A 26993-nucleotide genomic window follows, 5' to 3' on the forward strand; every position below is an offset into this window, starting at 1 on the left:
CTTCACCATGTGTCGACGTACGCCGTGGCCGGACGGTGCGATGCGGCGGATGACGCCAGCCCGCGTACCAGCCACGATCGCGTATCGGCGGGATCGATGACGGCATCGATCTCCAGCGTTTGCGCCATGTGGATGGCCTCGCCGTTCTCGTACTGCTGCGCCACCAGCTTCTTGAACAGTGCATCGCGCTCAGGCCCTTCGGGCGCAGCTTCGAGCTCCTTTCGGAAGCCCAGCCGCACCGCGCCTTCAAGCCCCATCGCACCGAACTCGCCCGTCGGCCACGCGACGGTGAACACAGGCGCATCGAAACCGCCGGCGGTCATTGCCTGCGCTCCGAGCCCATAACCTTTGCGCAACACGACCGCGAAATACGGCACGCGCAGGTGCGATGCCACCATGAACATCCGGCACACATGCCGTACCTGCGCTTGCGCTTCGACCTCGGGGCCCACCATGAAGCCGGGTGTGTCGCACAGCGCAACCAGCGGCAATCCGTGCGCATTGCAAAGCTGCATGAAGCGCGCAGCCTTGTCCGCAGCCTCGACATCGATCGCGCCGCCGAGATGATGCGGATTGTTGGCGAGCAGCCCTACCGGCTTGCCTTCGATACGTGCCAGCGCGGTCACGATGCCGGCGCCGAATCCGGCACGCAATTCCAGCAGCGAGCCGGTGTCGACCACGCCGCGCATCGCGGCACGCACGTCGTACACACGCAGCCGGTTTTCAGGGACGGCGTGGCGCAACGCGCGTTGATCGGCGCATTCCCATGCACTCGTCGGGCCCTGGAAGTACGACAGGTACTGCTTTGCCGCGGCAACCGCCTCCGCTTCATTCTTCACGAGGATGTCGATCACGCCGTTGCGCGACTGCACGCTGCTCGGGCCGATCTGCTCCGGCGCGAACGTGCCGAGACCGCCGCCTTCGATCATGGCGGGGCCGCTCATGCCAATGTTGCTGGCCTCGGTGGCGATGATCACGTCGGCACAACCCAGGAGCGCCGCATTGCCCGCGAAGCAGCGTCCATGCACGATGCCGACGACCGGCACCTTTCCGGAGAGCGCCGCAAACTGGCTGAACGTGTGGTTGTTCAGCCCGGCAACGATCGGCATGTCCGTATCCCCCGGCCGGCCGCCACCGCCTTCGGCAAACAGAACCACGGGCAAGCCCAGCTGGTGCGCGATGCCCAGCATGCGATCGGTCTTGTGATGGTTGCGCATGCCCTGCGTGCCCGCCAGCACGGTGTAGTCGTAGGACATGACCACGCAGCGCGACTTCTCTGCGCCGAACTGCTTCGCATTGATGCTTCCGATGCCGGTCACCATGCCGTCCGCGGGTGTGTTGGCGATCAAGTCCTCAAGCGAGCGGCGGCGCGTCTGCGCGGCAATCGCCAGTGCGCCGTACTCGGTGAAGTTGCCCGGGTCGTCAGCGAGATCGCAAAGATCAGCGATGTTTGCGCGCGCAGTGCGGCCACCCTGCGCATGTCGCTTCGCGACCGCGGTGCTACGGTTCGCGTCTAGCGTGAATGCGTGCCGGTCGATGACCTTCCGCAGATCGGGGCGGATCTCGTCGAGGTCACGTTCAGTGCGCGCTTCGGCTTCGACGGCATGCGCGTCCACGGCTTCGAATCTCACCAAAGACTGCCCTTCGACGAGATAGTCACCCGGTTGCGCCATGAGGGCGATGACGCGGCCCGCAACAGGGGCGTGCAGCAGGTGCTCCATCTTCATGGCTTCGAGCACGCCGATCTGGGCGCCAGCGGGTACGACGTCGCCGACATCCACTTCGAATTGCACGAGCTTGGCGGGCATGGGTGCCTTCACCATGAGTTCGTCGTCCTCATCCTCCGCAACTGTCTTTGCAGCTTCAGTGGCCACAGAGGCCGCAGGGCGCGCGTGCTTCGCAGCGGCCGCGTTCACTTGCCCGGCGGCGGCCAGCAGATCGGCCAGATGCGCTTCGACGAATCGGGTGTGTACCGTTTGACTCCCGAATTCCGGCCGCATTGCAATGGCCTGCAGCAGCGAGAGGTTCGTCGCGATGCCCTCGATACGGCATTCCTCCAGCGCGCGCAGCGAGCGGCGCACGACGTCGGCAAAGCGCGGCGAGGACGAATGCACGATCAGCTTGGCAAGCAGCGTGTCGTAGTGCGGCGAAGGCGCGAGCCCGGCATAGCCATGCGTATCGACACGCACGCCGGGTCCGGCCGGCAGATCGAAGCGACTCAGCGTGCCGCCGGAAGGCCGCGCATTGCCTTGCGAATCGAGCGTCTCGGCATTGATGCGCCATTGCACTGCAAACCCGCGCTGAGGTGCTATGCGCCCGGTATCGACGCCGACGTCAGCAAGTGTCTGCCCCGTCGCGATGCCAATCTGCAATTGCACGAGGTCCAGGCCCGTCACCGCTTCGGTCACGGTGTGCTCCACCTGCAATCTTGGATTGGCTTCGATGAAGACGTAGGGCAGTGTCGACGAATGCTCGTCGACGAGGAATTCAAACGTGCCAAGGCTCTGATAGCCCACTGCCTTGGCCATGCGGAGCGCCGCTTGCGTGATCTGCTCGCGCAGCGCGTTGGGCAGCGAGGGGCTCGGTGCAATTTCGACCAGCTTTTGAAACCGCCGTTGAAGCGTGCATTCGCGCTCGCCCAGGCTGGCAACCGCTTTGCCATCGCCGATGACCTGTACTTCGATGTGGCGCGCATTGCGCATCACGCGTTCGACGTAGACGCCTTCGACACCAAAAGCCGCCTTGGCCTCGGACATGCAGCGTGCGTGTGCCTCTGGAAGCTCGTCGGCGTTCAGCACGGCTCGCATGCCGCGCCCGCCACCACCACCGATGGCCTTGACCATCACGCCCGCGCCGTCGGCCTTTTGCGCAGCGAAGAAGGCCTGGGCCTCCGCGAGCGTCGCGGCACCGGCGCTGCCGGGCATCACCGGCACATCGCACTGCTCGGCGAGCGCGCGCGCACGGGCCTTGTCGCCGAAGAGCGCAAGTTGATCCGGCGTCGGGCCAATGAACCGCAGGGCCGCGTCTGCGCATGCCTTCGCGAAGTCTGCGCGTTCACTCAAGAACCCGTAGCCGGGGTGCACCGCATCGCATCCATGATCGCGCGCGATCGTGATCAGCGCGGCAACATCAAGGTAAGCCGACGGGCCGGTCGCATGCAAGGGCACTGCAATGTCGGCGAGCTGCACGTGCAATGCCGACGCGTCGTCGACGGCATGGACGACGACACTCTCGATGCCGAGATCACGCACCGCGCGAACCAGCCGCACCGCGATCTCGCCGCGATTGGCAATCAGGACTTTCTTCATCATCGTCTGTCAGTCTTCAAGAAGGCGGCGCAGCACGGAGGTATTCGTGCAGCGGTTGCTGCGGACGATCGGGAAGCTGCGTTGTCTCCATGGCGTCACTCTCACAGGGTTATCGATAGGGTTGGCCGCTTGCCATCGCTGCATGGTGCCCCAACAATCCTACCCATGGGTATAACTTCGGCGACACCGCACAAACCCTCTCACGAACCATCCGGACGCGGCGATGCGGCTTCGAGAAGAAGCGATCTGCCGCAGGGCACGGGCCGGCAGCGCGCCGCGACCGCCGGCACCGACGTGCAGCGCGAGCGCATCCTGCAGGCGGCGGCGCAACTCTTTGCGGCGCAGGGCTATGCAAACACGACGATGGCGCAGATCGTGCGCGCGCTAGACGCCACCAAGCCCTTCGTCTACTACTACTTCCGAGACAAGCAGGAGATCTTCGAGACGCTGTCGTGGCGGCCCGCGGTCGATTGTTTCACCTCGATGGATTTCGCGCAGGACGATGACCGGCGTGCGGTCGAGAAGGTCAAGGAAGGCATCGAGCGCCTGATCCGCGCAACGGTTTCGCACCACCCCTGCGCCTTCTTTGCCTACAAGGAGCCGCAGGTCTATCGGCCCGAGTACCTCGCCGCACAGAAGAAGCTGGCGCATCACTTCTACGACCAGCTGTTTCCGCTGCTGGAGCAGGCACGCGCCGATGGCGACCTCGACTTCGGCGAGACCAAGATCACCGCCTTCGCTGCGCTGAGCCTCCCCGGCTTCCTCTACAGCTGGTACCGGCCCGACGGCCGCCTGTCGCCCGAGGAAGTCGCGGCGGAGCTGTCGAAGCTGGCGTGGCGAGTGCTCGGTGTGCGCCGGCGCGACAGCTGAACGCGCTGCGTTCTCCCTTGCCTCGCCGAGAAGGCACGATCGATGGGCGGGAGGCAGTCTCTCAGGCGCCCTTGAACCTGGCGGGCCGCTTTTCGAGAAATGCGGCGCAGCCCTCGTGCGCGTCGTCACTGTCGAAGACCAGGCTGATCATCGCCCGCTCGTACTGCAGCGCGTTGCCGAGCGGCATGTCGGCCCCCATGTGCATCGCGCTTTTCAGCATCTTCAGCGCCAGGGGAGCCCTCGCGGCGAGCTTGTGCGCGAGCGTCATGGCCGCGTGCATGAGGTCCTCGCGCGGTACCGATTCATTGACCAGGCCCAGCGACACTGCCTCCCGCGCCGACACCGGATCGCCGAGAAACATCAGCCGCTTGGCCTGGCACAGGGGCAACTGGCGCATCAAGCGCTGCGAACCGCCGCCGCCCGGAAAGAGACCCAGCTTGATCTCGGGCAAGCCGATCTGCGCGTCCTCGGCGATGAGGCGGATGTCCGTGCACAACAGCAACTCCATGCCACCGCCGAGCGCCCATCCGTTGACCGCGGCCACGGTGGGCTTCGGGCACGCCTCGAATCGCTGGAACACCCGCGCCACGATGTCGCCGAACTCCTGGTAGTGCTGCAGGCCGCGCCGGCTGTCGAGATCGGCAATGTTGCCGCCCGCGACGAATGCACGCTCATCCGCGCCGGTCAGCACGACGACGCGCACCGCATCGTTCGTCTCGAACTCGCCGAGTGCGGCTTCCATGGCCAGCAGCATCGGGATGTCGAGTGTGTTGAGCGTGGCGCCGCGATTGAAGCGCATGACGCCGACCGCGCCCTCGACATGGACCAGCACATGCGCATCTGAAGACGATTGGTTCATAGAGTCCCCGCAAGACAGGCTTCGATCTGCGGAAGGCGATCGACGCCGAAAAAGCGCTCGCCGTCGATCACGACCGTTGGCGAGCCGAACACCTGTTCCCGCACTGCTTCATCGACGGCCGATGCCAGCATCGCCCGCGCGTCGTCGGCCCGCATGCGCAGCACGAAATCCGCCGGAGCGCCGAGCGCCGGATGCGCTTCGCATGCCCATCGCGCGACCTGCATGGCATCGCCCAGGTCCGCGCCCTGGACGAAGTAGGACCGCAACGCCACACGCGCGAAGTTGATGGCCAGGGAAGGTTCCAGGCGCTCCAGAAGATAGAAGGCACGTGCCGCGTGCTGGGTGACCGCCGGGAACCCCGCCGGGATGCGGAACGGCACATCGAGGAAACGGGCGGAGCGCTCGAAGTCGAGCTGCATGTACGCGCGCTTGACCTCGTGGCCCATCGGCGGCGGCAGGTCCAGTGCACGCAGCACGGCGAACAGAATGACGGGCCGCCATCGCACGCGGCGGCCATGGCGGCCCGCGACCATGTCGATCTTCTCGGCCATGAAATAGCCGTAGGGCGACGCGAAGTCGAACCAGAAATCGATCGGCGGCGGCATCATCGCGCCGGTGGTGCCAACGCCGCGCTCGGCGGCAACGCGCAGGCCGCACGGTACTCGGCCGAGATGCGTTCGACGAGCTGCGCCACCGTGGGAATGTCGTGGATGGTCGCAACGCCCTGCCCTGCGCTCCACAGGTCCTTCCAGAGCCGTGCTTCCGTATTGGTCAGGGCGCTCATGTCGGGCGCCTTGGGCGGCAGATTCTCGACCTCGATCCCGAAACGCTCGATCGAGGGACGGAGGTAGTTGGCGTGCACGCCCGACAAGCGGTCGGTGTAGACGAGGTCGCTCACCTTGGAATCGACCACCATCTGCTTGTACGCGTCCTGTGCCTGCGACTCCTTTGTCGCGAGGAAGCGCGTGCCCATGTAGACCAGGTCGGCTCCGAGCGCCTCGGCGGCGCGGATCTGCCAGCCATCGTTGATCGCCCCGCCCAGCACCAGACAGCCGTCCCAGAACTCGCGGATCTCCCGCACCAGCGAGAACCCGCTCTGGCTCGACGCATGCCCGCCAGCGCCCGCGCCGACGCAGATGAGGCCGTCGACCCCTGCGTGCACCGATTTGCGCGCGTGGTCGGCGCTGGTGACATCGCAGAAGACCGTGCCGCCATAGGCATGCACCGCCTTCACCACCGGCGCCGGATTGCCCAGGCATGTGATGACGAAGGGCACGCGGTGCTGCACCACGACTTCGAGATCGGGCTCGAACCGGGCGTTCGTGCGATGCACGATCAGGTTGATGCCATGCGGTGCGACGACTGCATCGGGGTTCGACGCTCGACAGGCCGCGAGGTCGCGCTCGATTTCCCCCAGCCACGCATCCAGTTGCGGCTGCGGCCTGGCATTGACATGCGGGAATGTGCCGACCACGCCCGCCTTGCACAGCGCAGTGACGAGGGGCGGAAAGGACACGAGGAACATCGGCGAGCCGATCGCGGGAAGCGACAGCGCGCGCTGGAAGAGCAGAGGCATCGGCATGGAGAATCCTTCGGTCAGCGCCGCTTCTTCCAACTGCGCAGATCGCGCATGCCGGCCAGCCCGCGGGGGTCGACACCCTTTGGAAATATCTGGTGCTTCTGGATCTTCTGCGTGGCGGTGGTCGGGATCTGGTCGGTGATCCAGACCCAACCCGGCGCCTTGTAGTACGCCAGCCGCGCATTGCAGTGGTCGAAGAGCGTCTTCACGGCCGCGTCGACGTCCGCCATGGCGCTCTCGCGCAGGACGATGCAGGCCAGCACTTCTTCTTCGCGTATCTCGTCGGGTGCGCCCAGCACAGCGACCTGCTCCACCAGCGGATGCGTCTGCAGCAAGGCCTCGACCTCGGCGGCCGCGATGTTTTCGCCCGAGCGGCGGATGATGTTCTTGCGCCGGTCGACAAAGTGAAGCATGCCGTCGGAGGAGCGGTTGACGATATCGCCAGTGTGGAACCAGCCGCCTCGCCATGCCGCCTCGGTGGCGGCCGGATCGTCCAGGTAGCCGCTGAAGAAGTCCTTGCGCGGCGTGGCGGCCGAGTGGCGCACGATCATCTCGCCGTCGGTGCCGTCCGGCACATTGACGTCGGCGTCGTCAACCACACGAACCTCCACCCCGGGCTGTGCCCGGCCGAAGGCGCGCGTGCCGACCTGGCGCGGCGCGGTGTTGTCGATCAGCGCCCGGACCATTTCCGTCATGCCCCAGATCTCGATCAGCGGAAAGCCGAAGCGCGCCTCGAAGGCGGCGTGCCGCTGCGGCTCGACACCGGCACCGATCGCGAAACGAACCTGATGGTCGCGGTCCTGCGGAGAAGCGGGCTGCCCCAGCAGCATCGGCACGACCACGCCCAGGTAGTGCACGACGGTTGCCCGCGACTCACGCACCTCGGTCCACCACCGCGAGGTCTGGAACCGGTCGGTCTGGATCTGGCAATTGCCTTTCACCATCGCGCAGAAGAACGAGAAGATCGACGCGTTGACGTGGAACAGCGGCAGGGGGTTGTAGATCCTTTCGCAGCCTTCACCGAAGCTGGCCAGTCCGCCGCGTGTTGCATACCAGGCGCCGGCCGCCAGTTCGTAGCGGTGCGAGAGCACGCAACCCTTGGGCCGGCCGGTGGTGCCGCTCGTGTAGAGCACGCTCGCGGGCGTATCCGGCCCAGGGGTTGTGGAAGCGGCGCGAACGCCCGGCGAAGGGATCGCGGCGTTGCCACCGTCGAAGGCGCCCAGGCGGACCGCCAGGGGCTGCCGCGCCGATTCGCCCATTGCACCGCGCAGCAACGGCTCGAGCGCCGGAATGACCACCACCACGTCGACGCGCGCATGCTCGATGACGAAGGCCATTTCGCCGGCACGGTGGTCCGGGTTCAGCGGCACGCAGCAGATGCCCAGCGCATTCATCGCCAGCTTGTGCAACAGGTGTTCGGGCCGGTTCTCCAGCAGCAGGCCGACCCGATGGCCGACGCCGTAGCCCGCTTCCGTGTACACGCGCATCAGCCGCTCGACCTCCGCCGCCGCGTCGGCATAGCTGATCTCGCTGCCTTCTGCCGCATAGCTGCGCGCAAGATTCGCCGGCACCGCAAGGAAGGCATTGCCGCCGTAGCTGTGGGCGGCGCTGAAGAAGGCGCTGCCGATGGTCGTGTCTTCGTCGATCGTGATCATGGATACGGATCTCCTGCGCTGCGGGATCGTCGGTCAGAGCCGCAGCACGCCGTAGCCGATGTCTTCGCTGAACGGCGCGTTGAGCGAAGCGACGATCGCCATGCCCAGCGCGTTGCGCGTATCGACGGGGTCGAGGATGCCGTCGTCCCACAGCTCCGACGTCGAGTGGTAGGCATCGCTTTCCTCTTCGAAGCTCTTGAGCACCGGATCGCGGATGGCCGCGATTTCCCCGGCCGACAGTTCATGGCCCTTGCGCTGGAGCTGCCGGACCTTGACCTCGGCCAGCGTGTTGGCGGCCTGCTCGGCGCCCATCACCGCGATCTGCGACTGTGGCCACATCCAGAGGAATCGGCCGTCGAAGGCGCGGCCGCACATGCCGTAGTTGCCGGCACCGAACGAGCCGCCGACGATCACCGTGAACTTGGGCACCGTACAGCCGACCTGCGTCATGATCATCTTGGCCCCGTCCTTCGTGATGCCGCGCTCCTCGTATTCGCGCCCCACCATGTAGCCGGTGATGTTCTGCAGGAAGACCAGCGGCGTGCGGTCGCGGTCGCACAGCCGCATGAAGTGCGCGGCCTTGAGCGAGCTGTCGTTGAACAGCACGCCGTTGTTGGCCAGGATGCCGACCTTGCATCCCCAGATGCGCGCAAAGCCGCAGACCATCGTGGTGCCGTAGCCCGGCTGGTACTCGTGGAACTCGCTGCCGTCGACGATGCGCGCGATCACCTCGCGCATGTCGAAGCCGGTCTTCCAATCGGTCGGGATGATGCCGTACAGCTCGGCGGGGTCGTAGTGCGGCGGCTGGGCATCGACGCGGTCGATCTGCTGCTTGCGGATGGGCGTGGTCTGGGCGAGGATGTCCCGCGCAATGGCCATGGCGTGCGGCTCGTCGTCGGCGGCGTAGTCGCAAGTGCCCGAAACCGTCGTGTGCATCTGCGCACCGCCCAGGGCCTCGGCCGAGACGACCTCCCCGGTCGCGGCCTTCACCAGCGGCGGACCGCCGAGGAAGACGCCGCCGTTGCCGCGCACGATCACGCTGTAGTCGCACAGGGCAGGGATGTAGGCACCGCCGGCAGTGCAGTGACCGAGCACCACGGCGATCTGCGGCACGCCCATCTTCGACAGCGTGCACTGGTTGCGGAAGATGCGCCCGGCCGCATGCCGGTCGGGAAAAAGGTCGGACTGCAGCGGCAGGAATCCACCGGCGCTGTCGCACAGGTGCACGACAGGAAGGCGGTTCTCGATCGCGATATCGAGCGTGCGCACGATCTTCTTGACCGAAAGCGGATACCAGGCGCCGCCCTTGATGCTCGGATCGTCGGCATGAATGACGACCTCGCGCCCCGCGATGATCCCGATGCCCGACACCTGCCCTGCCCCATGAACCTCACCCTCGTAGGCGCGGTTCGCCGCCAGGGCGCCAATCTCGAGAAAGGGCGTGCCCGGATCCAGCAACAGGTCGAGCCGCTCGCGCACCGTGAGCTTGTTCTGGCGGTGCAGTCGCTCGATGTCGCGCTCCGGCCGCTCGAAGCGCGCCTTGTGCAAGCGGGTGCGCAGGCCTTCGACGTGCGCCAGCATGGCCTTGCGGTTCTGCTTGAAGCTTTCGCTTGCAGTGTCGATACGGCTTTCGATGCGGCTCATGCGGTGGCCTCCGCTGCGGCAATGCGCACCAGCGTCGCGCCGCGCTGGAAGGTCTGGCCGACGCCGAAGGGCAGCTCGGCCACGACACCGTCCGCGGCGGCGCCGATGGTCATCTGCAGCTTCATGCTTTCGATGACCAGCAGGGGATCGCCCTGCCGTACGGCCTCTCCCGCGCCGGTGTGCACGGACACGACGACGCCGGGCATCGGCGCGATCGACGCGCCCGCGGCTTCCGTTGCGCTGCCGCCGCGCGAGCGCGTGGCGTCCACGCGATCGAGTCGCCAGGCCCGTCCCTTGAGCTGCACATAGATCGCATCCCCATGCGCCACCGCGCACAGACGCTCACCGCGGCCGTCGATGCTGGCGACGAAGTCGCCCCGGCCGAGGCTCCTGACCGGGAGGCGGACATCGTCGACCTGCACACCATCGACATGCCGGTGCACCTGATGCCGCTCGCCCGGCGCATTGCTGAAAAGTAGGGTCGTCATGAAGGTCGCTTCGAGTGATTCAGTTGCGCCACGCGCCCATGGAGGCATACGGCTCGGGCGCCGGATACGCAGCGCGGTCGGGTGCGGCGCTGGCGGCCACGGCGAGCACCGCGCGGCGCTCGCCATCGGTGAGCGGCGCCGGTCGCAGCGCGTCCCGATGCCGTTCAAGGAAGCCCGTGTCGGTCTCGCCCCGCCCGAAGTCCGGATGACCGAGCACCCGCGCGAGGTAGTCGTTGTTGAGGGTGACGCCAAGCATCGTGGTCTCGGCCAGTGCGGTGCGCATGCGCGAGATCGCGAGCCGGCGGTCCGCGCCATGGACGACCAGCTTTGCCAGCATGGAGTCGAAGTCGGCCGTTACCGCCGCGCCCTCGGTCACGCCGCTGTCGAAGCGCACGCCGGGCCCCTGCGGCGTGCGCAGCAGCAGCACGCGCCCGGTGTCGGGCACGAAGCCCGCGTCCGCATCTTCCGCCAGGATGCGACATTCGATCGCATGGCCGGACGCGCGCACATCGTCCTGGGAGATGCCCAGCGGCTCGCCTTGCGCAACCCTCAACTGCAGTTCGACCAGGTCGAGCCCGGTGACCATCTCGGTGACCGGGTGCTCCACCTGCAGCCGGGTGTTCATCTCCAGGAAGAAGAACTCGCCCTCGGGCGACACGATGCATTCGACAGTGCCGGCATTCACATAGCCCGCCGCAGACGCCAGACGCACTGCCGCGCTGCAGATGCGCTCGCGCAATGCAGGTGCGAGCCCGGGTGCTGGCGATTCTTCGATGAGCTTCTGGAAACGGCGCTGGATCGAGCACTCGCGCTCGCCCAGGTGGATGACCTTGCCATACACGTCGCCGAACACCTGGACTTCGATGTGCCGCGGCCGCTCGACGAAGCGCTCGGCTAACAGGCGACCGTCGCCGAAGTAGCGCTGGCTCTCGCCGCGCGCGATGTCGATCGCGGCCGCAAGGTCCTCTTCCCGACGGACGATCTGCATGCCCTTGCCGCCGCCGCCGGCAGCGCCCTTGATGAGCAGCGGAAAACCGATGCCCCGCGCCCGCTGGGCGAAGCTCGCCGGATCGTCCGCCTCGTCGGCCGAAGGCGTCACCGGCACGTCGTGGCTGATCGCGAAGCGGCGTGCGCTGATCTTGTCGCCCATCAGCTCGATCGCGGCAGCCGTGGGGCCGACGAAGACCAGTCCGGCGTCCGCCACGGCCTGCGCGAACGCTGCGTTCTCCGACAGGAAGCCGTAGCCCGGGTGGATGGCGTCGCAGCCGGTGTCTCGCGCGGCGCGGATCATCGCCTCTGCGTCGAGCCACGCGGCCACTGGCGGTTCGCCGAAGAGTTCGACCGTCTCCGTCGCCGCGGCAAGCGCCGGACCCGCCCGGTCTTTGTCGTGCCACGGCACCACCGTCTCGATGCCCATGCGCGTGGCCGTGCGCACGATGCGCAGCGCGATCTCCGCGCGGTTGGCGATGAAGAGCTTGCGGATCGCGGTCATGTCGACTTCCTGCGCCGCTTGGCGGCGGCGGATGGGGCGGATGGGGCGGTTGCGGCAGGCGTCGGTGTCAGACCCTGCGCGACGATGCGCTCGAGCCTTGCGAGGCGGCGTTCGATGTCGTCGGCCGGACCCGCGTCATCGGGGCCAGCAGCACGCGCCTCGATTTCAGCGCCGCCTGCGCGCGCTTTCGGCGACAGGATGCCGTTGAGGAGCATCGCGGTATAGCTGTCCGCCATGGCCTCGACGTCGATCGAGCCCCGGCCGTAGAGCAGCGACCACATCCGGTGCTCGATGCCGCCGTAGACCATGCTGCGCACCGTCTCGGCATCGGTGTCAGCGGGCAGCTCGCCCTGCTGCATGGCCTCGCGCACGGTCAGCAGCAGGAAGGAGGTGTAGTGCACGTGCAGGTCGTGCAATACCGACTTGAAGTACTCGGGGCTGGTGCGCACCTCGTGCAGCACGATGCGCGACAGGCTGGGCTCTTCGACGTACACGCGCAGATGCCGCCACACGAGGTAGCGCAAGCGGCTGCGCAGGCCGTGGATGCGCGCGAAACTGTCGGCGATGTCCTGGATCAGTGGCTCGTACATGCCACGCAGCACCTCGTTGAGGAGGTCGCGCTTGGTCGGGAAGTACGAGTACACCAACCCTTCGACCACGCCGACGCGGGTCGCGATCTCGCCGACCGACGAGCGTTCGAAGCCCTTTTCGAGAAAGACCTCGCGCGCGGCGGCAAGGATCTCCGCCGCGCGCCGCATGCGTCGGGGCGTCTGCTTGCCGGCGGCGATCGGAGTCACCTTGTCGGTATCGCCGCTGTTGGATTGGGTTTTGGCGTTCTGTTTCATGTGAGTGTTCGCAGTACCGCTGTCGGCACGTCGATCTCCAGGTCGAGCAGCATCTGTGCAAAGGCCTTGCCTTGCGGGTCGTAGCGAAGCGACGCGATGCCGCCGCCTCCGAGTGCGTTTTCGAGCGTGAAGTTGATGGCATGGAAGCCCGGCAGCGTATAGCGCGTGACCTTCCCCTTGCAGACAGGCGCAAAGTACGCCGCCACCTTGTCGGCATCGAGTTCCTGCAGCAGCACGCGCCAGGCCGCGGGCGACCTCGCGATGAGGCCGATGTTGGCCATGTCGCCCTTGTCGCCGCTGCGCCCATGGGCGATGCGCAGGAGTGGCACACGCTCGGTGGGTCCGAGTTCCTGTTGTGCAAGCACGGTGTCGAGCTGCCGCGGCGCCGGGCCACTCGGCGCCGGCATGATCTCATCGAAGGGCAACGCCTCTCCATCGAGGCTGACGCGCGCATGAACCGCCTCGCGGTCCACCAGCAGCGAAAAGAGCCGCACCACTGGCGACGGCGAAGGCCGGCCGGCGGCGAAACCGGTGATGCCTTGCGCCATCGCGGTGGCCGACGGGGCGATCTCGCGCGCAAGCAGTTCGAGCGCAGCGCGCTCGCCGTGCCGCGCGGCGATCTTCAGGACGACTTCGCGGCTCGCCCGCATGCGCGAATGGGCGCCGTAGGTGCCTTCGGCACCGAGCACTTCGAGGCTCGTCTCGCTGAAATCCGCAAGGCCTCGCCCGGCCAGGAAACGACGACACCGGGCGAAGATGGCCTCGCCAACCCGTTGCGCCTTGTCCGCCGCGCGCTGGCCGCCGATCATGAGCGTCCCGAGCAGGCGCCATCCGTCGGCATGGGTCGCACTCACCTTCAGGGTCCGCGGTGCCGGGGTGCCTTTCGCGCCGCTCACGCGCACGCGATGCTCGCCCTCCTGAGCCAAGTTCACGTCGGCGAAGTCGCAGCAGACATCCGGCAGCAGATAGGCCCGCGGATCGCCGATTTCATAGACGATCTGCTCGGCGGCCGTACCGGGCGAGACCAGCCCGCCGGTGCCCGGCGGCTTGGTCAGCACGAAGCTCTTCCCATCAGGTTCGCACTCGACAATGGGGAAGCCCATGTCGTCCCATCCGGGCACCTGTTCCCAATCGGTGAAGATGCCGCCGGTGGCCTGCGCACCGCATTCGATCAGGTGGCCCGCGAGGCTGCCCGTCGCAAGCTTGTCCCAGTCGTCCCAGCGCCATCCGAAGGCATGCACCAGCGGCGCGAGCGTCACGGCGCTGTCGACCACGCGGCCGGTGATGACGATGTCCGCCCCGGCGTCGAGCGCCGCCGCGATCGGCTGCGCGCCAAGATAAGCGTTGACGCTGAGAAAGTTGTCCGGAATCGGCGCGCCGCTGAACATCTCCCGCGTCCCTGCGGCGCGCAGGGCATCGACCTGCGAGGCGATGTCGTCGCCCTCGACGACCGCGGTCCGCATGTCGATGCCCTGGGCATCGAGCGCTTTCTTCAATGCATCGCGGCACGCCGCCGGATGGACCCCGCCCGCATTCGACACTACCCGGATGCCGCGCGACTTCAGCTCCGGCGCCAGCGCGGCGACGATACGGACGAAGTCCGGCGCATAGCCCGCATCGGCCGACTTGGCCCGGGCCCGCGCCAGCAGCGACATCGTGATCTCCGCCAGGAAATCGAACACGAGGAAATCGACGTTGCCGTGACGCACGAGCTGCGCCGCGCCGGCTTCGGAATCGCCCCAGAAGCCGCTGGCGCAACCGATCCGCAGCGGGCGGCCCAGCGGAGAAGTGGCAGGTGTGCTCATGTCGATCTCACCGTCCGGGCCAGACAGGTGCCCGGCGTTCGGCGAATGCCCGCATGCCTTCGCGCGTGTCTTCGCTTTGCGAGAGCACCGGCAGGATGGCCTGCGCGAGGTTGAGGGCGTCGTGATACGAAAGGTCGGTGATCGCACCGATCGCGCGGCGCCCGATGCGCAGCGCCACGGGCGAGTTGGCGGTCAGGCGCGCGACCATCTCGTCGACCGCCGCATCCAGGCCGTCGCGCGGCACCACGCGGTTGACGATGTCGAAGCGCTCGGCATCCGCGGCGCTGAAGCGCTGCGCGAAGAAGCACATCTCCAGCAGCCTGCGCCGCGGAATCACGCGCATCAGCAGCGGCAGGATCATCATCGGAAACACGCCCACTTTCGCTTCGGTGGTGCCGAACATGGCGTCATCGCAGGCCACCGCGAAATCGCATGCGCAGACCAGGCCGAGGCCGCCTCCGAAGGCGCTGCCGTTGACCCGCGCGATCACCGGCAGGTTGCATTTGTCGAGGGCGCGGAACAGGTCGGCCACCGGGTTGTCGAAGCGGCCCGGCTCCAGCGCGAAGGGCGAACCGTCGGCTGTCGGCTTGAGCTGCCCGCCCGCGCAGAAGGTCTTGTCGCCCGCACCGGTGAGGACGATGGCGCGCACGCCCTCCATCGACTCCGCTGTACGCAGGGCCTGGACGAGTTCCAGCATCACGGCGTCGGACATCGTGTTGTGCGATGGCGCCCGGTCGATGGTGATGCGGCAGGCCGCACCGTCGCGCTCGACCTTGACCTGCGGGCGCCCGGCGGCCTCGTTCTCGGCGCTCATTTCCCATCTCCTTCCGGCTGCCGGTCCGCCAAGGTCTCGGGCGGCTGGTACTGCGGGAACCCGTCGAACGGGAAGCTGCGCTCGGCCGGCTCCAGCTTCCAGGTGGGCCGAGCGGTGGGCACGCCGCCATCGACCCGGATGACGGTGCCGTTGATGAAGCCGGCGGCCTCCGACAGCAGGTACACCACGGCCGACGACAGCTCGGCCTCGGTACCGAAGCGCTGCAGCGGCACCTTGTCACGCAGCCCGCGCAGCACGTTGCGGTAGTCCTCGTCGTAGGTGTCGATGCCGGCGGATGCGATCCAGCCCGGCGCGACACCATTGACGCGAACGCCCGCATGTCCCCACTCGCAGGCTGCCGTTTCGGTGAAGGTCAGCACGCCGCCACGTGCCGCGCCGGAATGCCCCATGCCCGGCAGGCCGCCCCAGATGTCGGCCAGCATGTTGACGATGCTCCCGCCATGGGCTTCCATCGATTGCACATAGCACTCGCGTGAAAAGAGGAAGGTGCCGTGCAGGTTGTTGCGCACCACGGCGTCCCAGCCTTTGAGCGAGATGTCGCGCAGCCTCGCCGGATACTGCCCGCCGGCGCAGTTGAAGAGCCCGTCGATGCGCCCGTGCTGCGCCACGATGTCCGCCACCGTGGCCTTGACGCCATCTTCGTCGCGGATGTCGCAGGCGTGGCGCGTGACGCCGCTTGTGCGCTCCGGGTAGATCTCGGCAATCTCCTCGGCCACCGTATCGAGCTTGGCCATCTGCCGCCCGACGAGCGCAACACGCGCGCCGAGGCTGACCAGTTCGTGCACCGTGCAACGACCGAGCCCGCTGCCGCCGCCGGTCACCACGACCGTGCGGCCCTCGAAAAGGCCAGGGCGAAAGGCCGAGCGGTAGCGCTCGGTGCTCTTGAGAGATGAAGCTTGCGTCATGGTCTTGGACGAATTCGGTGCGGTGCGCGGGCGGTTCAGTTCAATACGCGACGAAGTCGGTCAGCGACTTCACGGTGCCGCTTTGCGGATCGGTCTGGAAGAGCTTGATCGGCATCACGGCCTGTCCCTTCGGGTTGTCGAAGGAGACGGGCCCGCTCAGGCCGCCAACCTTGAAGTCCTTGAGCTTGTCGAGCTGGGCAACGACGCAGGTGCGCGTCACGTTGGCGCCGCAGCGGCGCACGCCTTCGGCAAACACCATCGTGCCGACGTAGCCGCTGACCGTGTAGCGGTTGAAGTTGGCGTAGTCGTCGGCACTCAGGAACTTCTTGGCCGACGTCATGAGCGCCACGCCCGCCGGGTCGTAGTTCGACGCGTAGTAGTCGGGGATGAGGTACTGGTAGCCTGCCGGCGCCGCCAACTTCACCGCGGCCGGCAATTGCCCCGCCCACAAGGTCCCGATCGCCACGTCCATGTCGAGGCGGCGCATCTCCGACATGATCGATGCCGACTCGGTGGTGAGCGTGCCGAGATAAACGGCGTTGGCGCCTTTCTCCTTCAGCGTGAGCACTTCGGCCGAGAAATCCTTGGCGCCGCGCTTGAAGGAGATCTCGGCGACGCTGTTGAGCCCGTATTCCTTCACCGCCTTCTGGTAGCCCGCGAGCAGTGCCTTTCCGAAGTCGTCGTCCTGGTAGAGGATGCCGAACTTGCCGCCCTTCTTGGCCATCTTCTCGACCATGTAGCGGATCGGCACGTAGCCCGCATAGTCGTAGTCCGGCCCGATCATGAAGACGTTCGGCCGGCGCGGCGTGACCACTGCCGGGTTGGGCGCCATGTGCACGATGGTCGGGATCTTCGCCTCTTCGATGGCCGGCAGCATCGCCACCATGTGCGAACTGCCGGTGGTACCGGTCAGGCCGAAGACCTTGTCGGAGTCGATCAACTTCTTGACGGCCGACACCGAGCGCGCGGGGACGTAGCCGTCGTCCTCGTAGATGGCGCGCAGCTTGCGGCCGTTGATGCCACCGGCCGCGTTGATCTCCGCAATGGCCAGCTTGGAACCTGCCGCGCCGGCCTTGCCGATCAGCGACGCAGGACCCGACATCGGTTGCACCTCGCCGATCAGGATCTCGGTGGCGGTGACGCCCACGTCCTGCGCCATCGCAGCCGATGCCGCAACCCAAGCTGCCAGCGCAATGAAGGCGCCTCGCGGCGCAGGGCGTTTCAGCGCGCTTGTCCTGACCGCTTCTTCTCTCTCGTCCATGCTTGTCTCCTTGTAGTGTTCGAAACCTCGTTCATTGCGACAGCGGCCACTGCACCCAGAAGCGCTTCGACTTGCGCCAGATGCCGGCCAGCCCTTCGGGCTCCAGCCGCAGGAACAGCAGGATGACCACGCCGTACATCAGGCCCTTGACCTCGTAGATGCGATCGGCCATCAGCGTGCGCACGCCGTCGCCCGCGGCATCGAATCCCAGGTTCAGCAGTTCGGGCAGCAGCAGGATCAGCGCCACGCCGAGGATCGCGCCATGGATGCGGCCCATGCCGCCCACGATGATCATCGCCAGCGCCTCGATGCTGATCAGCACGCTGAAGGTATCGACGTTGACGAAGCGGGTCTGCAACGCGACCATCGCGCCGGCCACGCCCGTGTAGAAGGCGCTGACCATGAAAGCCAGCAGCTTGTAGCGCATGAGGTCGATGCCCATTGCACGGGCCGCGATGTCGTGGTCGCGCAGGGCAAGCCAGGCCCGGCCGATGCGTGTCCGCATGAGGTTCAGCGTGATGAGCACGAACAGCACCAGAATGGCCAGCGCTGCGTAGTAGAAGCGTTGGTCGCCCTTGAAGGACACACCGAGCACGCTCAGTGGTTCGACCGGCATCCCCGCCGACCCGCGCGTGATGTCTTCGGCGAAGAGCACCACATGCCGCACGATGAAGGTGAAGGCCAGCGTCGTGATCGCCAGGTACAGGCCCTTGAGGCGCAGCGAAGGCACGCCGACGATGAGGCTCGCCAGCGCGGCCACGCCACCCGAAAGCGGGATCGCCAGCAGCGTCGGCACGCGATAGTCGGTCGTCAGGATGGCCTGCGCATAGGCGCCGATCAGCAGAAAGCCCGCGTGGCCCAGTGATATCTGCCCGGCCACGCCCGAGAGCAGATTCAGCCCGAGCACACCGATCGAGACCACGAAGATGCTGGTCAGCATGTTGAGGCCGTGCGAGCCGAACCACGCCGGTGCCAACGCCAGCAGTGCCAGCCCAGCGAACGTCCACCACCAGGTTGCGGGCTGCGTCGAGAGCGACACCAGACCCGCGTAGGAGACTTGATAGGTTCTGCTGCGCATCAGACTCTTTCGATCTCACGTTGGCCGAAGAGGCCGTAGGGCTTGACCATCAGCACGACGATGATCAGCACGAAACCGGCGATTTCCTTGAGCCCGCGGCCGAGGTAGCCGCCGGCAAGGTTCTCGAACACGCCGATCACCAGTCCGCCGAGCGCGCCGCCAACGACCGAGTCAAGCCCGCCGAGGATGGTGGCCGGAAAGCCGCGCAGCCCCATCTGCGAGATCTCGGGCTCCAGGCTGAACATGAGGCAGAAGGCCAGCCCCGCGAAGGCCGCGAACACCGCCGACAGCGCCCATGCGATGCCGCTGATGCGCTTGACGTTGATGCCCATCAGCAATGCGGTCGTCTCGTTGTTCGAAGTCGCGCGCATCGCGATACCGATGCGTGAGCGCGAGAAGAAGAGCCACATCAGCACGCACAGCACGGCCAGCGACACCAGCGCGAAAATCTGCCCCGGATAGAGCGCCAGCCCCGCGAAGCGGATCACCGCACTGCCGAAGGGGCGCGGGAACGCGGTCGGCTCCACGCCCCAGACCAGGATCACCACCGAGCGGATCACCACCGCCAGACCGATGGTGACCATCACGCGCGAGAACATCGGCTCGCCGAGCATCGGCCGGATGAATACCCGTTCGATCGCGAGCCCCAGCAGCACCGACACCGCCAGCACGGCCACCAGCAGCGGACCAAAGCCGATGCCCGGGATGGTCGCGATGCTGAAGCTGATATAGGCGATGAGCATCATCACCTCGCCTTGGGCGAAGTTGACCATGCCGGTGGCGCGGTAGACGATGGCGAAGCCCATCGCGACCAGCCCGTACAGGGCGCCGATCACGAGACCCGAGGTGACCAGGTTCAGGAAGTAGTTCATCAGGCGGCCTCCTCCACCGGTCCGTAGATGTACGCGACCTCGGCCGCGAACTTCTGCTCGATGACTCTCCGGCGCACCTTCATGGTCGCCGTGAGTTCGCCGTCGTCGTGGTCGAGCTGCTTGCGGATGAGGACGAACTTGCGAATGCTCTCGACGCGCGAGAAACGCTCGTTTACCCGTTTGACCTCGATGCCGATCAGTTCACGCACGGCGTCGAGCTGCGCGAGGGTCTCGTAGGTGGTGTAGGCAATGCCGTGCTCCTGCGCCCACTTGCCCACGGTGTCGAGGTCGATCTGGATCAGCGCCGAGACGAAATGCCGGCCATCGCCCAGCAGCACGGCTTCGCTGATGTAGAGGCTTTCCTTCAACGCGTTCTCGATCAGCGAAGGCGTGATGTTCTTGCCGCCGCTGGTGATCAGGATGGCTTTCTTGCGATCTACGATCTGCACTTGGCCGGTGGCCTCGTCCAGCTCGACGATGTCGCCGGTGCGCAGCCAGCCGTCATCGAAGGCGGCGCGCGTCGCTTCATCGTCATGCAGATAGCCCTTGAACACCACCGGGCCGCGCACCTGAAGCTCGCCATCAGGCGCGACGCGCTGCTCCACGATGCCCGGCAGCAGCGGGCCACACCATCCCAGCCGCGACATGGCGGCGGACTGCGCGTGGGTCGCGCCGCTCGTCTCGGTCATGCCGTAGATCTGGTAGATCGGCACGCCGAGCGCGCGGAAGAACAGGATCACCGACGGCGAGATCGACGCGCCGCCCGTCATCGCGACCCACGTGCGGTCGAGCCCAATGCTCGCGAGCAGGTTGCTGAACACCGCGACGCGAAGCAGCCAGGCGACGAAGGCATCGCGCCGGCTCGCCGGGCGGCCGCCGTTGGCGATGGTGCGCTCGGCGATCGGCGTTGCGATGGCCATCGCACGCTCGAAGGCGCGGCGCGCGATGGGCCGCGAATCGCGCGACTTGATGAGGATCTCGTACTGCAGCTTTTCCCAGATGCGCGGCACGCCGAAGAAGAAGCTCGGCCCGATCTCGTGCAGGTTGTGCGCAACCGCATCGATCGATTCGGCGAAGTTGACCACCGAGCCGTACACGAGCTGCATCACAGGCGACATCAGCCGCTCCGCCACATGGCACAGGGGCAAGTAGCACACCACCGTGAGCGGCTTGCCGGCAAAGCCCTGGACCTGCCCCAGCACGGCGGCATCGAACAGGATGCCCGCATGCGAGATGCGCGCGCCCTTGGGCATGCCGGTCGTACCCGAGGTGTAGACGATGAGCGCATCCTGGTCGGCGCTCAGGCCGTCGACGATCGATTCCCACGCGTCGCTGCGGCCGGTCTGCTGCGCCAGCGAGCGGCCCTGTTCGAGGGCCTTCGCGAACGGCATGAGCATCGGCTGGTCGTAGTGGCGCATGCCCTTCCAGTCGACCGTGAGCACCCGCTGGAGCGCAGGCAGGCCACCCGGCTGGCGCATGGCTTCGAGCACCTTGTCGGTCTGTTCCTGGTCGCCGCACACCGCAACCTTGGCGCCGCAGTGCCTGACGATGTATTGAAGCTCCGGCCAGGGATTGGTCGGATAGATGCCGACCGTCACGCCGCCGAGCGACTGCGCTGCGAGATCCGCAATGAACCACTCGGGCGTGCCGTCCGACGCGATCACCAGCTTGTCGCCCCGCCCGAAGCCCGCGTCCTGCAGGAACAGCGCGAAGGCGCGCACCTGCTCGAAGTAGTCGGCCCAGGTGGTGCCTTTCCAGATACCGCGGACCTTCTCGCGCAGGGCGACGCGATCCGGCGTGTGGCGCGCGCGGTGGCGCAGAAGGCCCGGCATGGTCGCGCGGCCCTCGGCCACGCCCGGCGGCAGCGTGGAGTCCGCGAGCAGACGATGGTCGCGCGTCATGCCAGTGCCTCCATGCCCACGCCGAGATACGCCGCGACGACCGCGGGATCGGCCGCGACCTCGGCCGGCGTCCCATCGGCGATCTTGCGGCCGAAGTTCAACACGCAGACGTGATCGGAGATGTCCATCACGATACCCATCTCGTGCTCGATCATCATCACCGTGATGTTGCGTTCCTCGCGGATGTCGAGGATGAAGCGGGCGATGTCCTCGGTCTCCTCCTGGTTCATGCCCGAAACCATCTCGTCCAGCAGCAGCAGGCGCGGCTGCATTGCGAGCGCGCGGCCCAGCTCGACCCGCTTCTGCAGGCCATAGGACAGCGTTCCGACAGGCAGGTCGCGCACGGTCTCGATCTCGAGGAACTCCACGATCTCCTCGGCTGTCTCGCGCGCGGCGATCTCCGCACGCCGCGCCGCGCCGCAGAACATGGCGGCGCCGAAGACCCCGGTCGACAGTCGCGCATGCAGCCCCGTGAGGATGTTGTCGATGACGCTCTCGTGCTTGAACACCGCCAGGTTCTGGAAGGTGCGCGCAATACCGCGCTTCGGCAGGCTGTGCGCGGCAGAACCCGCGATGTCCTGGCCGTCGAACACGATGCGCCCAGAACTCGGCGGCAGCAGGCAGGAGATCAGGTTGAACAACGTCGTCTTGCCGGCGCCATTGGGCCCGATCACGCTGAAGATGTGCCCCTGCTGCACCCGCAGGTCGATGCCTGCCAGCGCCTCCAGACCGCCGAAGCGCTTGCCAACGCCCTCGAGTTCCAGCAATACCGGTGCGAGCAGCGCTTCGGGATTCGCCTTCGGAGCGGCCGGGCGGCTCATGAAAGCCACCTCTTGCGCCGCTTGTAGTGCTTGATCTCGCGCATGCTGCGGCGCTGGCCGCCTGCCTGCACGCCGAGGTAGAACTCCTTCACGTCGTCGTTGGCCAGCAGCCGCGCCGGCGTGTCGTCGAGCACGACGCGGCCGCGCTCCATGATGTAGCCGTAGTCGGCCATCGACAGGGCAAGCCTCGCGTTCTGCTCGACCAACAGCACCGTGAGGCCGCGCTCGTCGCGCAGGCGCCGGATGATGTCGAAGATCTCTTCGATGATCTGCGGTGCCAGCCCGAGCGACGGCTCATCGAGCAGCAGAAGGCGCGGCTCGCCCATGAGCGCGCGTCCGATCGCGACCATCTGCTGCTGGCCGCCCGACAGGTAGCCGGCCACGCGATGCTTGTGCGCCTCGATCGCCGGAAACAGTGCATAGATGCTCGCCAGTGCCTCGGCAGCAGCGCCGGCAGGACGAAGATAGCCACCCATGCGCAGGTTCTCCTCGACCGTGAGCGTGTCGAAGAGGCGCCGCCCCTCGGGCACCTGCACCAGGCCCCGGCGCACGATCTCGTGGGGTGGGCAATGGTCGATGGCCGCGTCGTCATAGCGGATCGAACCGCCCGTGATCTCGCCGTCTTCCGGATAGAGCACACCGCAGATCGACTTGAGCACCGTCGACTTGCCCGCGCCGTTGCTGCCGAGCAGCGCGACGATGCGGCCCTTGCCCACTTCGAGCGAAACGTCCCTCACCGCCTCGACCGCGTGGTCGTAGAACACCTGCAGATTGGCGATGCTCAGCATGGGCGCTGGCCCTCGGAGGGCGATGCGGGTTCGAGGATCAAGGCTTTGTCTCCGCGCCGGTGCCGGCTTGATGGGATTGATCGAGGCGGATATTGCGTTGGCAAATTGGGGGTGTCAACAGTTTTTCTGACCCCTACTCAATTTCTTTGAATGGACGTTCTTCAATGAAATCCGATGCTGCCATTCGGAGATCGACCCATCTGATCTCCACTCTCGTTTATAGCGTCTAAGGGTAAAACCCGACGCATCGACACTTCCCAATCCAGGCGATCGCGTGTCTGATCTGTATCGCGTCGCAGCCAGATTATTGAGTGATGGTCAACAACGCAGGTGAACTGCACGAGCGACGTTCCGGAGACCTATGAACAACGACCAAGCCGTGCGCGTCGACGTCGACCGCGAAGTCGCCAGGATCACGCTGCAGCGTCCGCTTGCGCTCAATGCGCTCGACTACGCCGCCATCGAATCGCTGCGCCATGCCATCGACCGCGCGATTGCGGCGCCGGACGCCCGCGCCATCGTGATCCGCGGCGAAGGCCGCTCGTTCTGCGGCGGCGGCGACGTGGCGGCGATGCACGCCCATCGCGGTGACCTGCCGGCCTTCATCAACCGGATGATCGACAGCTTTCACGCCAGTGTGATGACGCTCAACCGGACCGAGCTCCCCGTCATTGCGAGCGTGCAGGGCGCGGTCGCGGGCGGTGGCATTTCGCTGGCCCTGGCCTGCGACCTGGTGCTTGCGACGCGCAACACGCGCTTCGTGACGGCGTATGCGCAGCTCGGGGGATCGGCCGATGGCGGCCTGAGCTTCAGGCTCACGCAGCGCGTCGGTGCGTCGCGTGCCTTCGAGCTGCTCACGCTGCGCAGCACCCTCACGGTCGAGGAGGCACATGCGCTCGGGTTCATCAATCACGTCGTCGATGCGGAGAGTGCCGACGAAGAAGCGCACAAGTGGGCGCGCAAGCTTGCCGCGATGCCCCGGCAATCGATCGCCGAGCTCAAGCAGCTGACTGCGGTGCAGACCCGGGATGCCCTGCAGGCTCATCTGGACCGCGAGAAGGCAGCCTTCATCCGCTGCGCGGCGACCGAGGACTTCGCAAATCGGGTCGCCGCATTCGCATCCCGCGGCGATGCGCGGCCATCCAAGGGGGTGCGCCATGAGTGATTGGCGCACGCAAGCTGAGCAGGCCGGCAGCATCACGGTCGATGCGATGTTTCGCCGCGCGTTCTCGCTCCATGCGGACCGCACCGCGGTGAGTTGGGCCGACGGCCGGCGCAGTTACGCCGAACTGGGTGATCGCGCCTGGCGGCTGGCCAACGCGCTGCATTCGCTCGGCTATCGCCGCGGCGACAGCGTCGCGGTGCTCTCCGAGACCCGGCCCGAGTACATCGAGTGCTATGCAGCCATGGCCGCGCTGGGTATCACCGTCGCGACGCTGAACGTGCGTCTGCATCCGGCCGAGCTCGCGGCTTGCCTGCGCAAATGCGGCCCTGTCGGAATGCTGGTGTCGGACACGCTCGCGCCGCTCGCCGTCAAGCTTCGCGCCGACGCACCGGAGATCAGGCACTGGATCTCATTCGGCCCGGCGGAAGGATTCGACGACTACGAGGCCCTGCTGCGCGCGAGCCATCCAGCCGAACCACCGCGCATCGCGCAAGGCGGCGACATCCACAACATTCTCTTCACCAGTGGCACCACCGGCAAACCCAAGGGCGCGCTGATCAGCCAGCAGGCGGCGGCGACGCGCGGGCTGCGGCTCGCGCAGTGGTTCGGACTCACCGAGCACGACGGCTTCATCGGATGGCTTCCGCTCTTTCATTGCGGCGGCGACGAGTCGCTCTACGCGACGGTCTGGACCGGCGGCACCTACGCGACTTTCAGGCGCGCAGACGTCGCGCAGATGTTCGAGCAGATCGAGCGCGACCGCCTGACCTGGACGCTGCTGCTGCCGGGCGTGATCACCGATTTTCTCGACCACCCTGCACGCGCCGCGCACGACTTGTCGACGCTGCGCTTCGCCATCGGCTACGCGAACATGATGCCGCAGGTGGTTGCGCGATTGACCGAGAGCTGCGGCATCGATTTCTACGATGCCTTCGGGCAGAGCGAGACCAGCTACCTGCTCGCGCACCGGCGCTCGGGGCCGGGCGAGACGCCGACCTTGCGCAAGCTGCCTTCACCGCTGATGGACGTGCGCATCGTCGACGACGACATGAACGACATGCCCATCGGGCAACCTGGCGAATGCGTGGTCCGCGGCCCGACGGTGATGTCCGGCTACCTCGACGACGATGCCGCCAATGCCGAAGTCTTCAGGGGCGGGTGGCTTCACACTGGCGATCTGCTGCGTCGCGAGGACGACGGCACGCTCAGCTTCGTCGACCGCAAGAAGTACCTCATCAAGACGGGCGGGGAGAACGTCTACCCCGCCGAGGTCGAGGCGGTGATCGGCCGGCATCCGGCCATCCAGGAAGCCTGCGTGTTCGGGGTGCCCGACGCGCATTGGGGCGAGACCATCAAGGCCGTGCTGGTGCTACAGGCGGGCAAGACCGCCACGCGCGAAGAGATCGTTGCCTGGTGCCGCGAGCGGCTTGCGGGCTACAAGCGGCCACGGTATCTGCAGTTCGTGCGTTCGGAGGAACTGCCGCGCAGCACCACCGGCAAGCTGCAGCGACACGAGCTCGCGCGCTTTCCTCTCGACGACAGCCAGCGCGTGGATTGATCCCGGCGCACATCTCTCTTCCCATCTTTCATCCCGGTATCGCATCTTCATGAACACCATCGCTTCGACCATGAGCGCGGCACAGCGCTTCTCCGGCCTTTCAGACGACGAACAGGCCATCCTCGACCAGGCCGACCGCTTCGCGCGCAACGAGCTGTATCCGCTCTCCCAACGCATGGACGACGAGGAATGGTGGCCACCTGAAGCGTTCGCACAAATCGGCGCGACCGGCTACTTCGGCATCCCGGTGCCGGAAGCCTACGGCGGCACAGGGCTCGACCTGTTCGCGAGCGGGCTCGTCGTCCAGGCGTTCTCGCGCTGGAACCACGCGCTGGCATTGAGCTGGGTCGCCCACGAGAATCTCTGCCTCTACAACATCTACCGCAACGCCGACGAGACGCAGCGCAAGTCTTGGCTGCCTGGACTTTGCAGCGGCAGGACGATCGGCGCGCTGGGGCTGACCGAGCCCGGCGCGGGTTCCGATGCACTGGGCTCGATGCGCACGACGGCCACGCGCGACGGCGACGACTACCTGCTCAACGGCAGCAAGATCTACATCACCAACGGCGCGGTGGCGGACGTGATGCTGGTGTATGCCAAGACCAACCGGGACAAGGGCGCCAAGGGCATCTCGGCCTTCGTCGTCGAGAAGGACATGCCCGGCTTCAAGGTCGCCCAGAAGCTCACCAAGATGGGATTCCGCGGCAGCCAGACGGCGGAACTCGTGTTCGAGAACTGCCGGGTGCCGGCACGCAACCGCATCGGCGAGGAAGACCGCGGGGTGCAGGTCGTGATGAGCGGCCTGGATCTCGAGCGCGCCATGATCTCGCCGATCTGCCTGGGGATCTGCGAGCGGGCCTTGCAGCTGGCGCTCGACTACGCGCGCACCCGCCAGCAGTTCGGCCAGCCGATCTCCAACTTCCAGATGATCCGCGCCAAGCTGGCGGACATGTACGTGTGGATCGAGTCGATGCGCGTCTTCACGTACCAGGCCCTGCGCGCAGCGAACGACCTGGAGATCGGAGGGGGCGGACGCGGCGACATCCACATGATCACGGCCGCATCGGTCATGTATGCGGCGGAGACCATGAACAAGGTGTTGAACGAGGCGGTGCAGATCCACGGCGGCACCGGGTACATCTGGGAGTCCGAAATCAACCGGCTCTACCGCGCCATCAAGCTGCTGGAGATCGGCGCCGGCACGACCGAGGTTCGCAAGGTCATCATCAGCGACGAGTTGCTGCGTCGTTGATTGGACGCAACG

The 26993-nt window shown here is 66.6% G+C and carries 22 protein-coding genes; 4 read left to right on the forward strand and 18 right to left on the reverse strand.

The genetic code is table 11. The features are described from left to right. Nucleotides 1-2: 2 nt before the first annotated feature. Nucleotides 3-3311: a carboxyl transferase domain-containing protein gene (locus tag AC1DEK_RS10450; RefSeq protein WP_478125147.1), complete on the reverse strand. Its 3309-nt coding sequence runs from the start codon at nt 3309-3311 to the stop codon at nt 3-5. Between the two features lie 162 nt (nt 3312-3473). Between AC1DEK_RS10450 and AC1DEK_RS10455 the strand changes: the two genes are divergently transcribed. Continuing rightward, nucleotides 3474-4178, forward strand: a complete 705-nt coding sequence (locus tag AC1DEK_RS10455; RefSeq protein ID WP_478125148.1) for a TetR/AcrR family transcriptional regulator — start codon at nt 3474-3476, stop codon at nt 4176-4178. A 61-nt stretch (nt 4179-4239) separates the two neighbouring features. Here AC1DEK_RS10455 and AC1DEK_RS10460 read toward each other — a convergent pair whose 3' ends face one another. The 17 genes from AC1DEK_RS10460 to AC1DEK_RS10540 are packed head-to-tail and all read right to left on the reverse strand — an operon-like array spanning nt 4240 to nt 23006. Further along, a complete protein-coding gene (locus AC1DEK_RS10460; protein ID WP_478125149.1) occupies nt 4240-5037 on the reverse strand; it encodes an enoyl-CoA hydratase/isomerase family protein in 798 nt (265 codons plus the stop codon). Next, nucleotides 5034-5645: a DsbA family protein gene (locus AC1DEK_RS10465; RefSeq protein WP_478125150.1), complete on the reverse strand. Its 612-nt coding sequence runs from the start codon at nt 5643-5645 to the stop codon at nt 5034-5036. Before AC1DEK_RS10465 ends, AC1DEK_RS10460 begins: the two co-directional genes overlap by 4 nt. Beyond that, nucleotides 5642-6619 (reverse strand): NAD(P)H-dependent flavin oxidoreductase, encoded by a 978-nt coding sequence (locus AC1DEK_RS10470; protein WP_478125151.1) that lies wholly within the window; start codon nt 6617-6619, stop codon nt 5642-5644. Before AC1DEK_RS10470 ends, AC1DEK_RS10465 begins: the two co-directional genes overlap by 4 nt. Nucleotides 6620-6633: 14 nt before the next feature. Continuing rightward, the gene (locus AC1DEK_RS10475; RefSeq protein ID WP_478125152.1) at nt 6634-8271 is read right to left on the reverse strand and encodes an AMP-binding protein; all 1638 of its coding nucleotides are present in this window, start codon (nt 8269-8271) and stop codon (nt 6634-6636) included. A 33-nt stretch (nt 8272-8304) separates the two neighbouring features. After that, nucleotides 8305-9915, reverse strand: a complete 1611-nt coding sequence (locus AC1DEK_RS10480; protein ID WP_478125153.1) for an acyl-CoA carboxylase subunit beta — start codon at nt 9913-9915, stop codon at nt 8305-8307. Further along, nucleotides 9912-10403, reverse strand: a complete 492-nt coding sequence (locus tag AC1DEK_RS10485; RefSeq protein WP_478125154.1) for an acyl-CoA carboxylase biotin carboxyl carrier protein subunit — start codon at nt 10401-10403, stop codon at nt 9912-9914. The genes AC1DEK_RS10480 and AC1DEK_RS10485 overlap by 4 nt, the downstream gene beginning before the upstream one ends. A 19-nt stretch (nt 10404-10422) precedes the next feature. Next, a complete protein-coding gene (locus tag AC1DEK_RS10490) occupies nt 10423-11895 on the reverse strand; it encodes an acetyl-CoA carboxylase biotin carboxylase subunit (protein ID WP_478125155.1) in 1473 nt (490 codons plus the stop codon). Next, nucleotides 11892-12740, reverse strand: coding sequence for a TetR/AcrR family transcriptional regulator (locus AC1DEK_RS10495; RefSeq protein ID WP_478125156.1), 849 nt, complete (start codon nt 12738-12740; stop codon nt 11892-11894). The genes AC1DEK_RS10490 and AC1DEK_RS10495 overlap by 4 nt, the downstream gene beginning before the upstream one ends. Beyond that, entirely contained in the window at nt 12737-14545 is a 1809-nt protein-coding gene (locus AC1DEK_RS10500; RefSeq protein WP_478125157.1) for an acyclic terpene utilization AtuA family protein, read from the reverse strand. Before AC1DEK_RS10500 ends, AC1DEK_RS10495 begins: the two co-directional genes overlap by 4 nt. A gap of 7 nt (nt 14546-14552) precedes the next feature. Further along, nucleotides 14553-15359, reverse strand: coding sequence for an enoyl-CoA hydratase-related protein (locus tag AC1DEK_RS10505; protein ID WP_478125158.1), 807 nt, complete (start codon nt 15357-15359; stop codon nt 14553-14555). Next, nucleotides 15356-16285: an SDR family oxidoreductase gene (locus AC1DEK_RS10510; protein ID WP_478125159.1), complete on the reverse strand. Its 930-nt coding sequence runs from the start codon at nt 16283-16285 to the stop codon at nt 15356-15358. The genes AC1DEK_RS10505 and AC1DEK_RS10510 overlap by 4 nt, the downstream gene beginning before the upstream one ends. A gap of 40 nt (nt 16286-16325) precedes the next feature. Further along, nucleotides 16326-17546, reverse strand: a complete 1221-nt coding sequence (locus AC1DEK_RS10515) for an ABC transporter substrate-binding protein (RefSeq protein WP_478125160.1) — start codon at nt 17544-17546, stop codon at nt 16326-16328. A 31-nt stretch (nt 17547-17577) separates the two neighbouring features. Beyond that, complete coding sequence (locus AC1DEK_RS10520; protein ID WP_478125161.1) at nt 17578-18624, reverse strand: branched-chain amino acid ABC transporter permease; 1047 nt, start codon at nt 18622-18624, stop codon at nt 17578-17580. Continuing rightward, entirely contained in the window at nt 18624-19496 is an 873-nt protein-coding gene (locus tag AC1DEK_RS10525) for a branched-chain amino acid ABC transporter permease (protein ID WP_478125162.1), read from the reverse strand. Before AC1DEK_RS10525 ends, AC1DEK_RS10520 begins: the two co-directional genes overlap by 1 nt. After that, nucleotides 19496-21397, reverse strand: a complete 1902-nt coding sequence (locus AC1DEK_RS10530) for an AMP-dependent synthetase/ligase (RefSeq protein ID WP_478125163.1) — start codon at nt 21395-21397, stop codon at nt 19496-19498. The genes AC1DEK_RS10525 and AC1DEK_RS10530 overlap by 1 nt, the downstream gene beginning before the upstream one ends. Then, nucleotides 21394-22218 carry an ABC transporter ATP-binding protein gene (locus AC1DEK_RS10535; protein ID WP_478125164.1) on the reverse strand — a complete coding sequence of 275 codons (825 nt, stop codon included), beginning with the start codon at nt 22216-22218 and terminating at the stop codon, nt 21394-21396. The genes AC1DEK_RS10530 and AC1DEK_RS10535 overlap by 4 nt, the downstream gene beginning before the upstream one ends. After that, complete coding sequence (locus tag AC1DEK_RS10540; protein WP_478125165.1) at nt 22215-23006, reverse strand: ABC transporter ATP-binding protein; 792 nt, start codon at nt 23004-23006, stop codon at nt 22215-22217. The genes AC1DEK_RS10535 and AC1DEK_RS10540 overlap by 4 nt, the downstream gene beginning before the upstream one ends. Nucleotides 23007-23367: 361 nt before the next feature. On the opposite strand from AC1DEK_RS10540, the gene AC1DEK_RS10545 reads away from it, so the two are divergent. Genes AC1DEK_RS10545 through AC1DEK_RS10555 form a run of 3 tightly spaced genes read left to right on the forward strand, consistent with a single transcriptional unit; the run spans nt 23368 to nt 26981 of the window. Next, complete coding sequence (locus tag AC1DEK_RS10545) at nt 23368-24171, forward strand: enoyl-CoA hydratase/isomerase family protein (RefSeq protein ID WP_478125166.1); 804 nt, start codon at nt 23368-23370, stop codon at nt 24169-24171. Continuing rightward, nucleotides 24164-25729 carry a class I adenylate-forming enzyme family protein gene (locus AC1DEK_RS10550; protein ID WP_478125167.1) on the forward strand — a complete coding sequence of 522 codons (1566 nt, stop codon included), beginning with the start codon at nt 24164-24166 and terminating at the stop codon, nt 25727-25729. The genes AC1DEK_RS10545 and AC1DEK_RS10550 overlap by 8 nt, the downstream gene beginning before the upstream one ends. A gap of 49 nt (nt 25730-25778) precedes the next feature. Beyond that, entirely contained in the window at nt 25779-26981 is a 1203-nt protein-coding gene (locus AC1DEK_RS10555; protein WP_478125168.1) for an acyl-CoA dehydrogenase family protein, read from the forward strand. Nucleotides 26982-26993: the final 12 nt, after the last annotated feature.

The organism is Variovorax sp. 10N420 (assembly GCF_056394705.1).

What these genes read in the sequence shown, in the direction of transcription:
- AC1DEK_RS10530 (WP_478125163.1), bottom strand. Translation starts at nt 21,397, where the DNA reads ATGACGCGCGACCATCGTCTGCTCGCGGACTCCACGCTGCCGCCGGGC.
- AC1DEK_RS10545 (WP_478125166.1), top strand. Translation starts at nt 23,368, where the DNA reads ATGAACAACGACCAAGCCGTGCGCGTCGACGTCGACCGCGAAGTCGCC.
- AC1DEK_RS10495 (WP_478125156.1), bottom strand. Translation starts at nt 12,740, where the DNA reads ATGAAACAGAACGCCAAAACCCAATCCAACAGCGGCGATACCGACAAG.
- AC1DEK_RS10490 (WP_478125155.1), bottom strand. Translation starts at nt 11,895, where the DNA reads ATGACCGCGATCCGCAAGCTCTTCATCGCCAACCGCGCGGAGATCGCG.
- AC1DEK_RS10515 (WP_478125160.1), bottom strand. Translation starts at nt 17,546, where the DNA reads ATGGACGAGAGAGAAGAAGCGGTCAGGACAAGCGCGCTGAAACGCCCT.
- AC1DEK_RS10500 (WP_478125157.1), bottom strand. Translation starts at nt 14,545, where the DNA reads ATGAGCACACCTGCCACTTCTCCGCTGGGCCGCCCGCTGCGGATCGGT.
- AC1DEK_RS10470 (WP_478125151.1), bottom strand. Translation starts at nt 6,619, where the DNA reads ATGCCGATGCCTCTGCTCTTCCAGCGCGCGCTGTCGCTTCCCGCGATC.
- AC1DEK_RS10555 (WP_478125168.1), top strand. Translation starts at nt 25,779, where the DNA reads ATGAACACCATCGCTTCGACCATGAGCGCGGCACAGCGCTTCTCCGGC.
- AC1DEK_RS10460 (WP_478125149.1), bottom strand. Translation starts at nt 5,037, where the DNA reads ATGAACCAATCGTCTTCAGATGCGCATGTGCTGGTCCATGTCGAGGGC.
- AC1DEK_RS10535 (WP_478125164.1), bottom strand. Translation starts at nt 22,218, where the DNA reads ATGAGCCGCCCGGCCGCTCCGAAGGCGAATCCCGAAGCGCTGCTCGCA.
- AC1DEK_RS10465 (WP_478125150.1), bottom strand. Translation starts at nt 5,645, where the DNA reads ATGATGCCGCCGCCGATCGATTTCTGGTTCGACTTCGCGTCGCCCTAC.
- AC1DEK_RS10480 (WP_478125153.1), bottom strand. Translation starts at nt 9,915, where the DNA reads ATGAGCCGCATCGAAAGCCGTATCGACACTGCAAGCGAAAGCTTCAAG.
- AC1DEK_RS10450 (WP_478125147.1), bottom strand. Translation starts at nt 3,311, where the DNA reads ATGATGAAGAAAGTCCTGATTGCCAATCGCGGCGAGATCGCGGTGCGG.
- AC1DEK_RS10520 (WP_478125161.1), bottom strand. Translation starts at nt 18,624, where the DNA reads ATGCGCAGCAGAACCTATCAAGTCTCCTACGCGGGTCTGGTGTCGCTC.
- AC1DEK_RS10455 (WP_478125148.1), top strand. Translation starts at nt 3,474, where the DNA reads ATGGGTATAACTTCGGCGACACCGCACAAACCCTCTCACGAACCATCC.
- AC1DEK_RS10475 (WP_478125152.1), bottom strand. Translation starts at nt 8,271, where the DNA reads ATGATCACGATCGACGAAGACACGACCATCGGCAGCGCCTTCTTCAGC.
- AC1DEK_RS10540 (WP_478125165.1), bottom strand. Translation starts at nt 23,006, where the DNA reads ATGCTGAGCATCGCCAATCTGCAGGTGTTCTACGACCACGCGGTCGAG.
- AC1DEK_RS10505 (WP_478125158.1), bottom strand. Translation starts at nt 15,359, where the DNA reads ATGAGCGCCGAGAACGAGGCCGCCGGGCGCCCGCAGGTCAAGGTCGAG.
- AC1DEK_RS10550 (WP_478125167.1), top strand. Translation starts at nt 24,164, where the DNA reads ATGAGTGATTGGCGCACGCAAGCTGAGCAGGCCGGCAGCATCACGGTC.
- AC1DEK_RS10485 (WP_478125154.1), bottom strand. Translation starts at nt 10,403, where the DNA reads ATGACGACCCTACTTTTCAGCAATGCGCCGGGCGAGCGGCATCAGGTG.
- AC1DEK_RS10510 (WP_478125159.1), bottom strand. Translation starts at nt 16,285, where the DNA reads ATGACGCAAGCTTCATCTCTCAAGAGCACCGAGCGCTACCGCTCGGCC.
- AC1DEK_RS10525 (WP_478125162.1), bottom strand. Translation starts at nt 19,496, where the DNA reads ATGAACTACTTCCTGAACCTGGTCACCTCGGGTCTCGTGATCGGCGCC.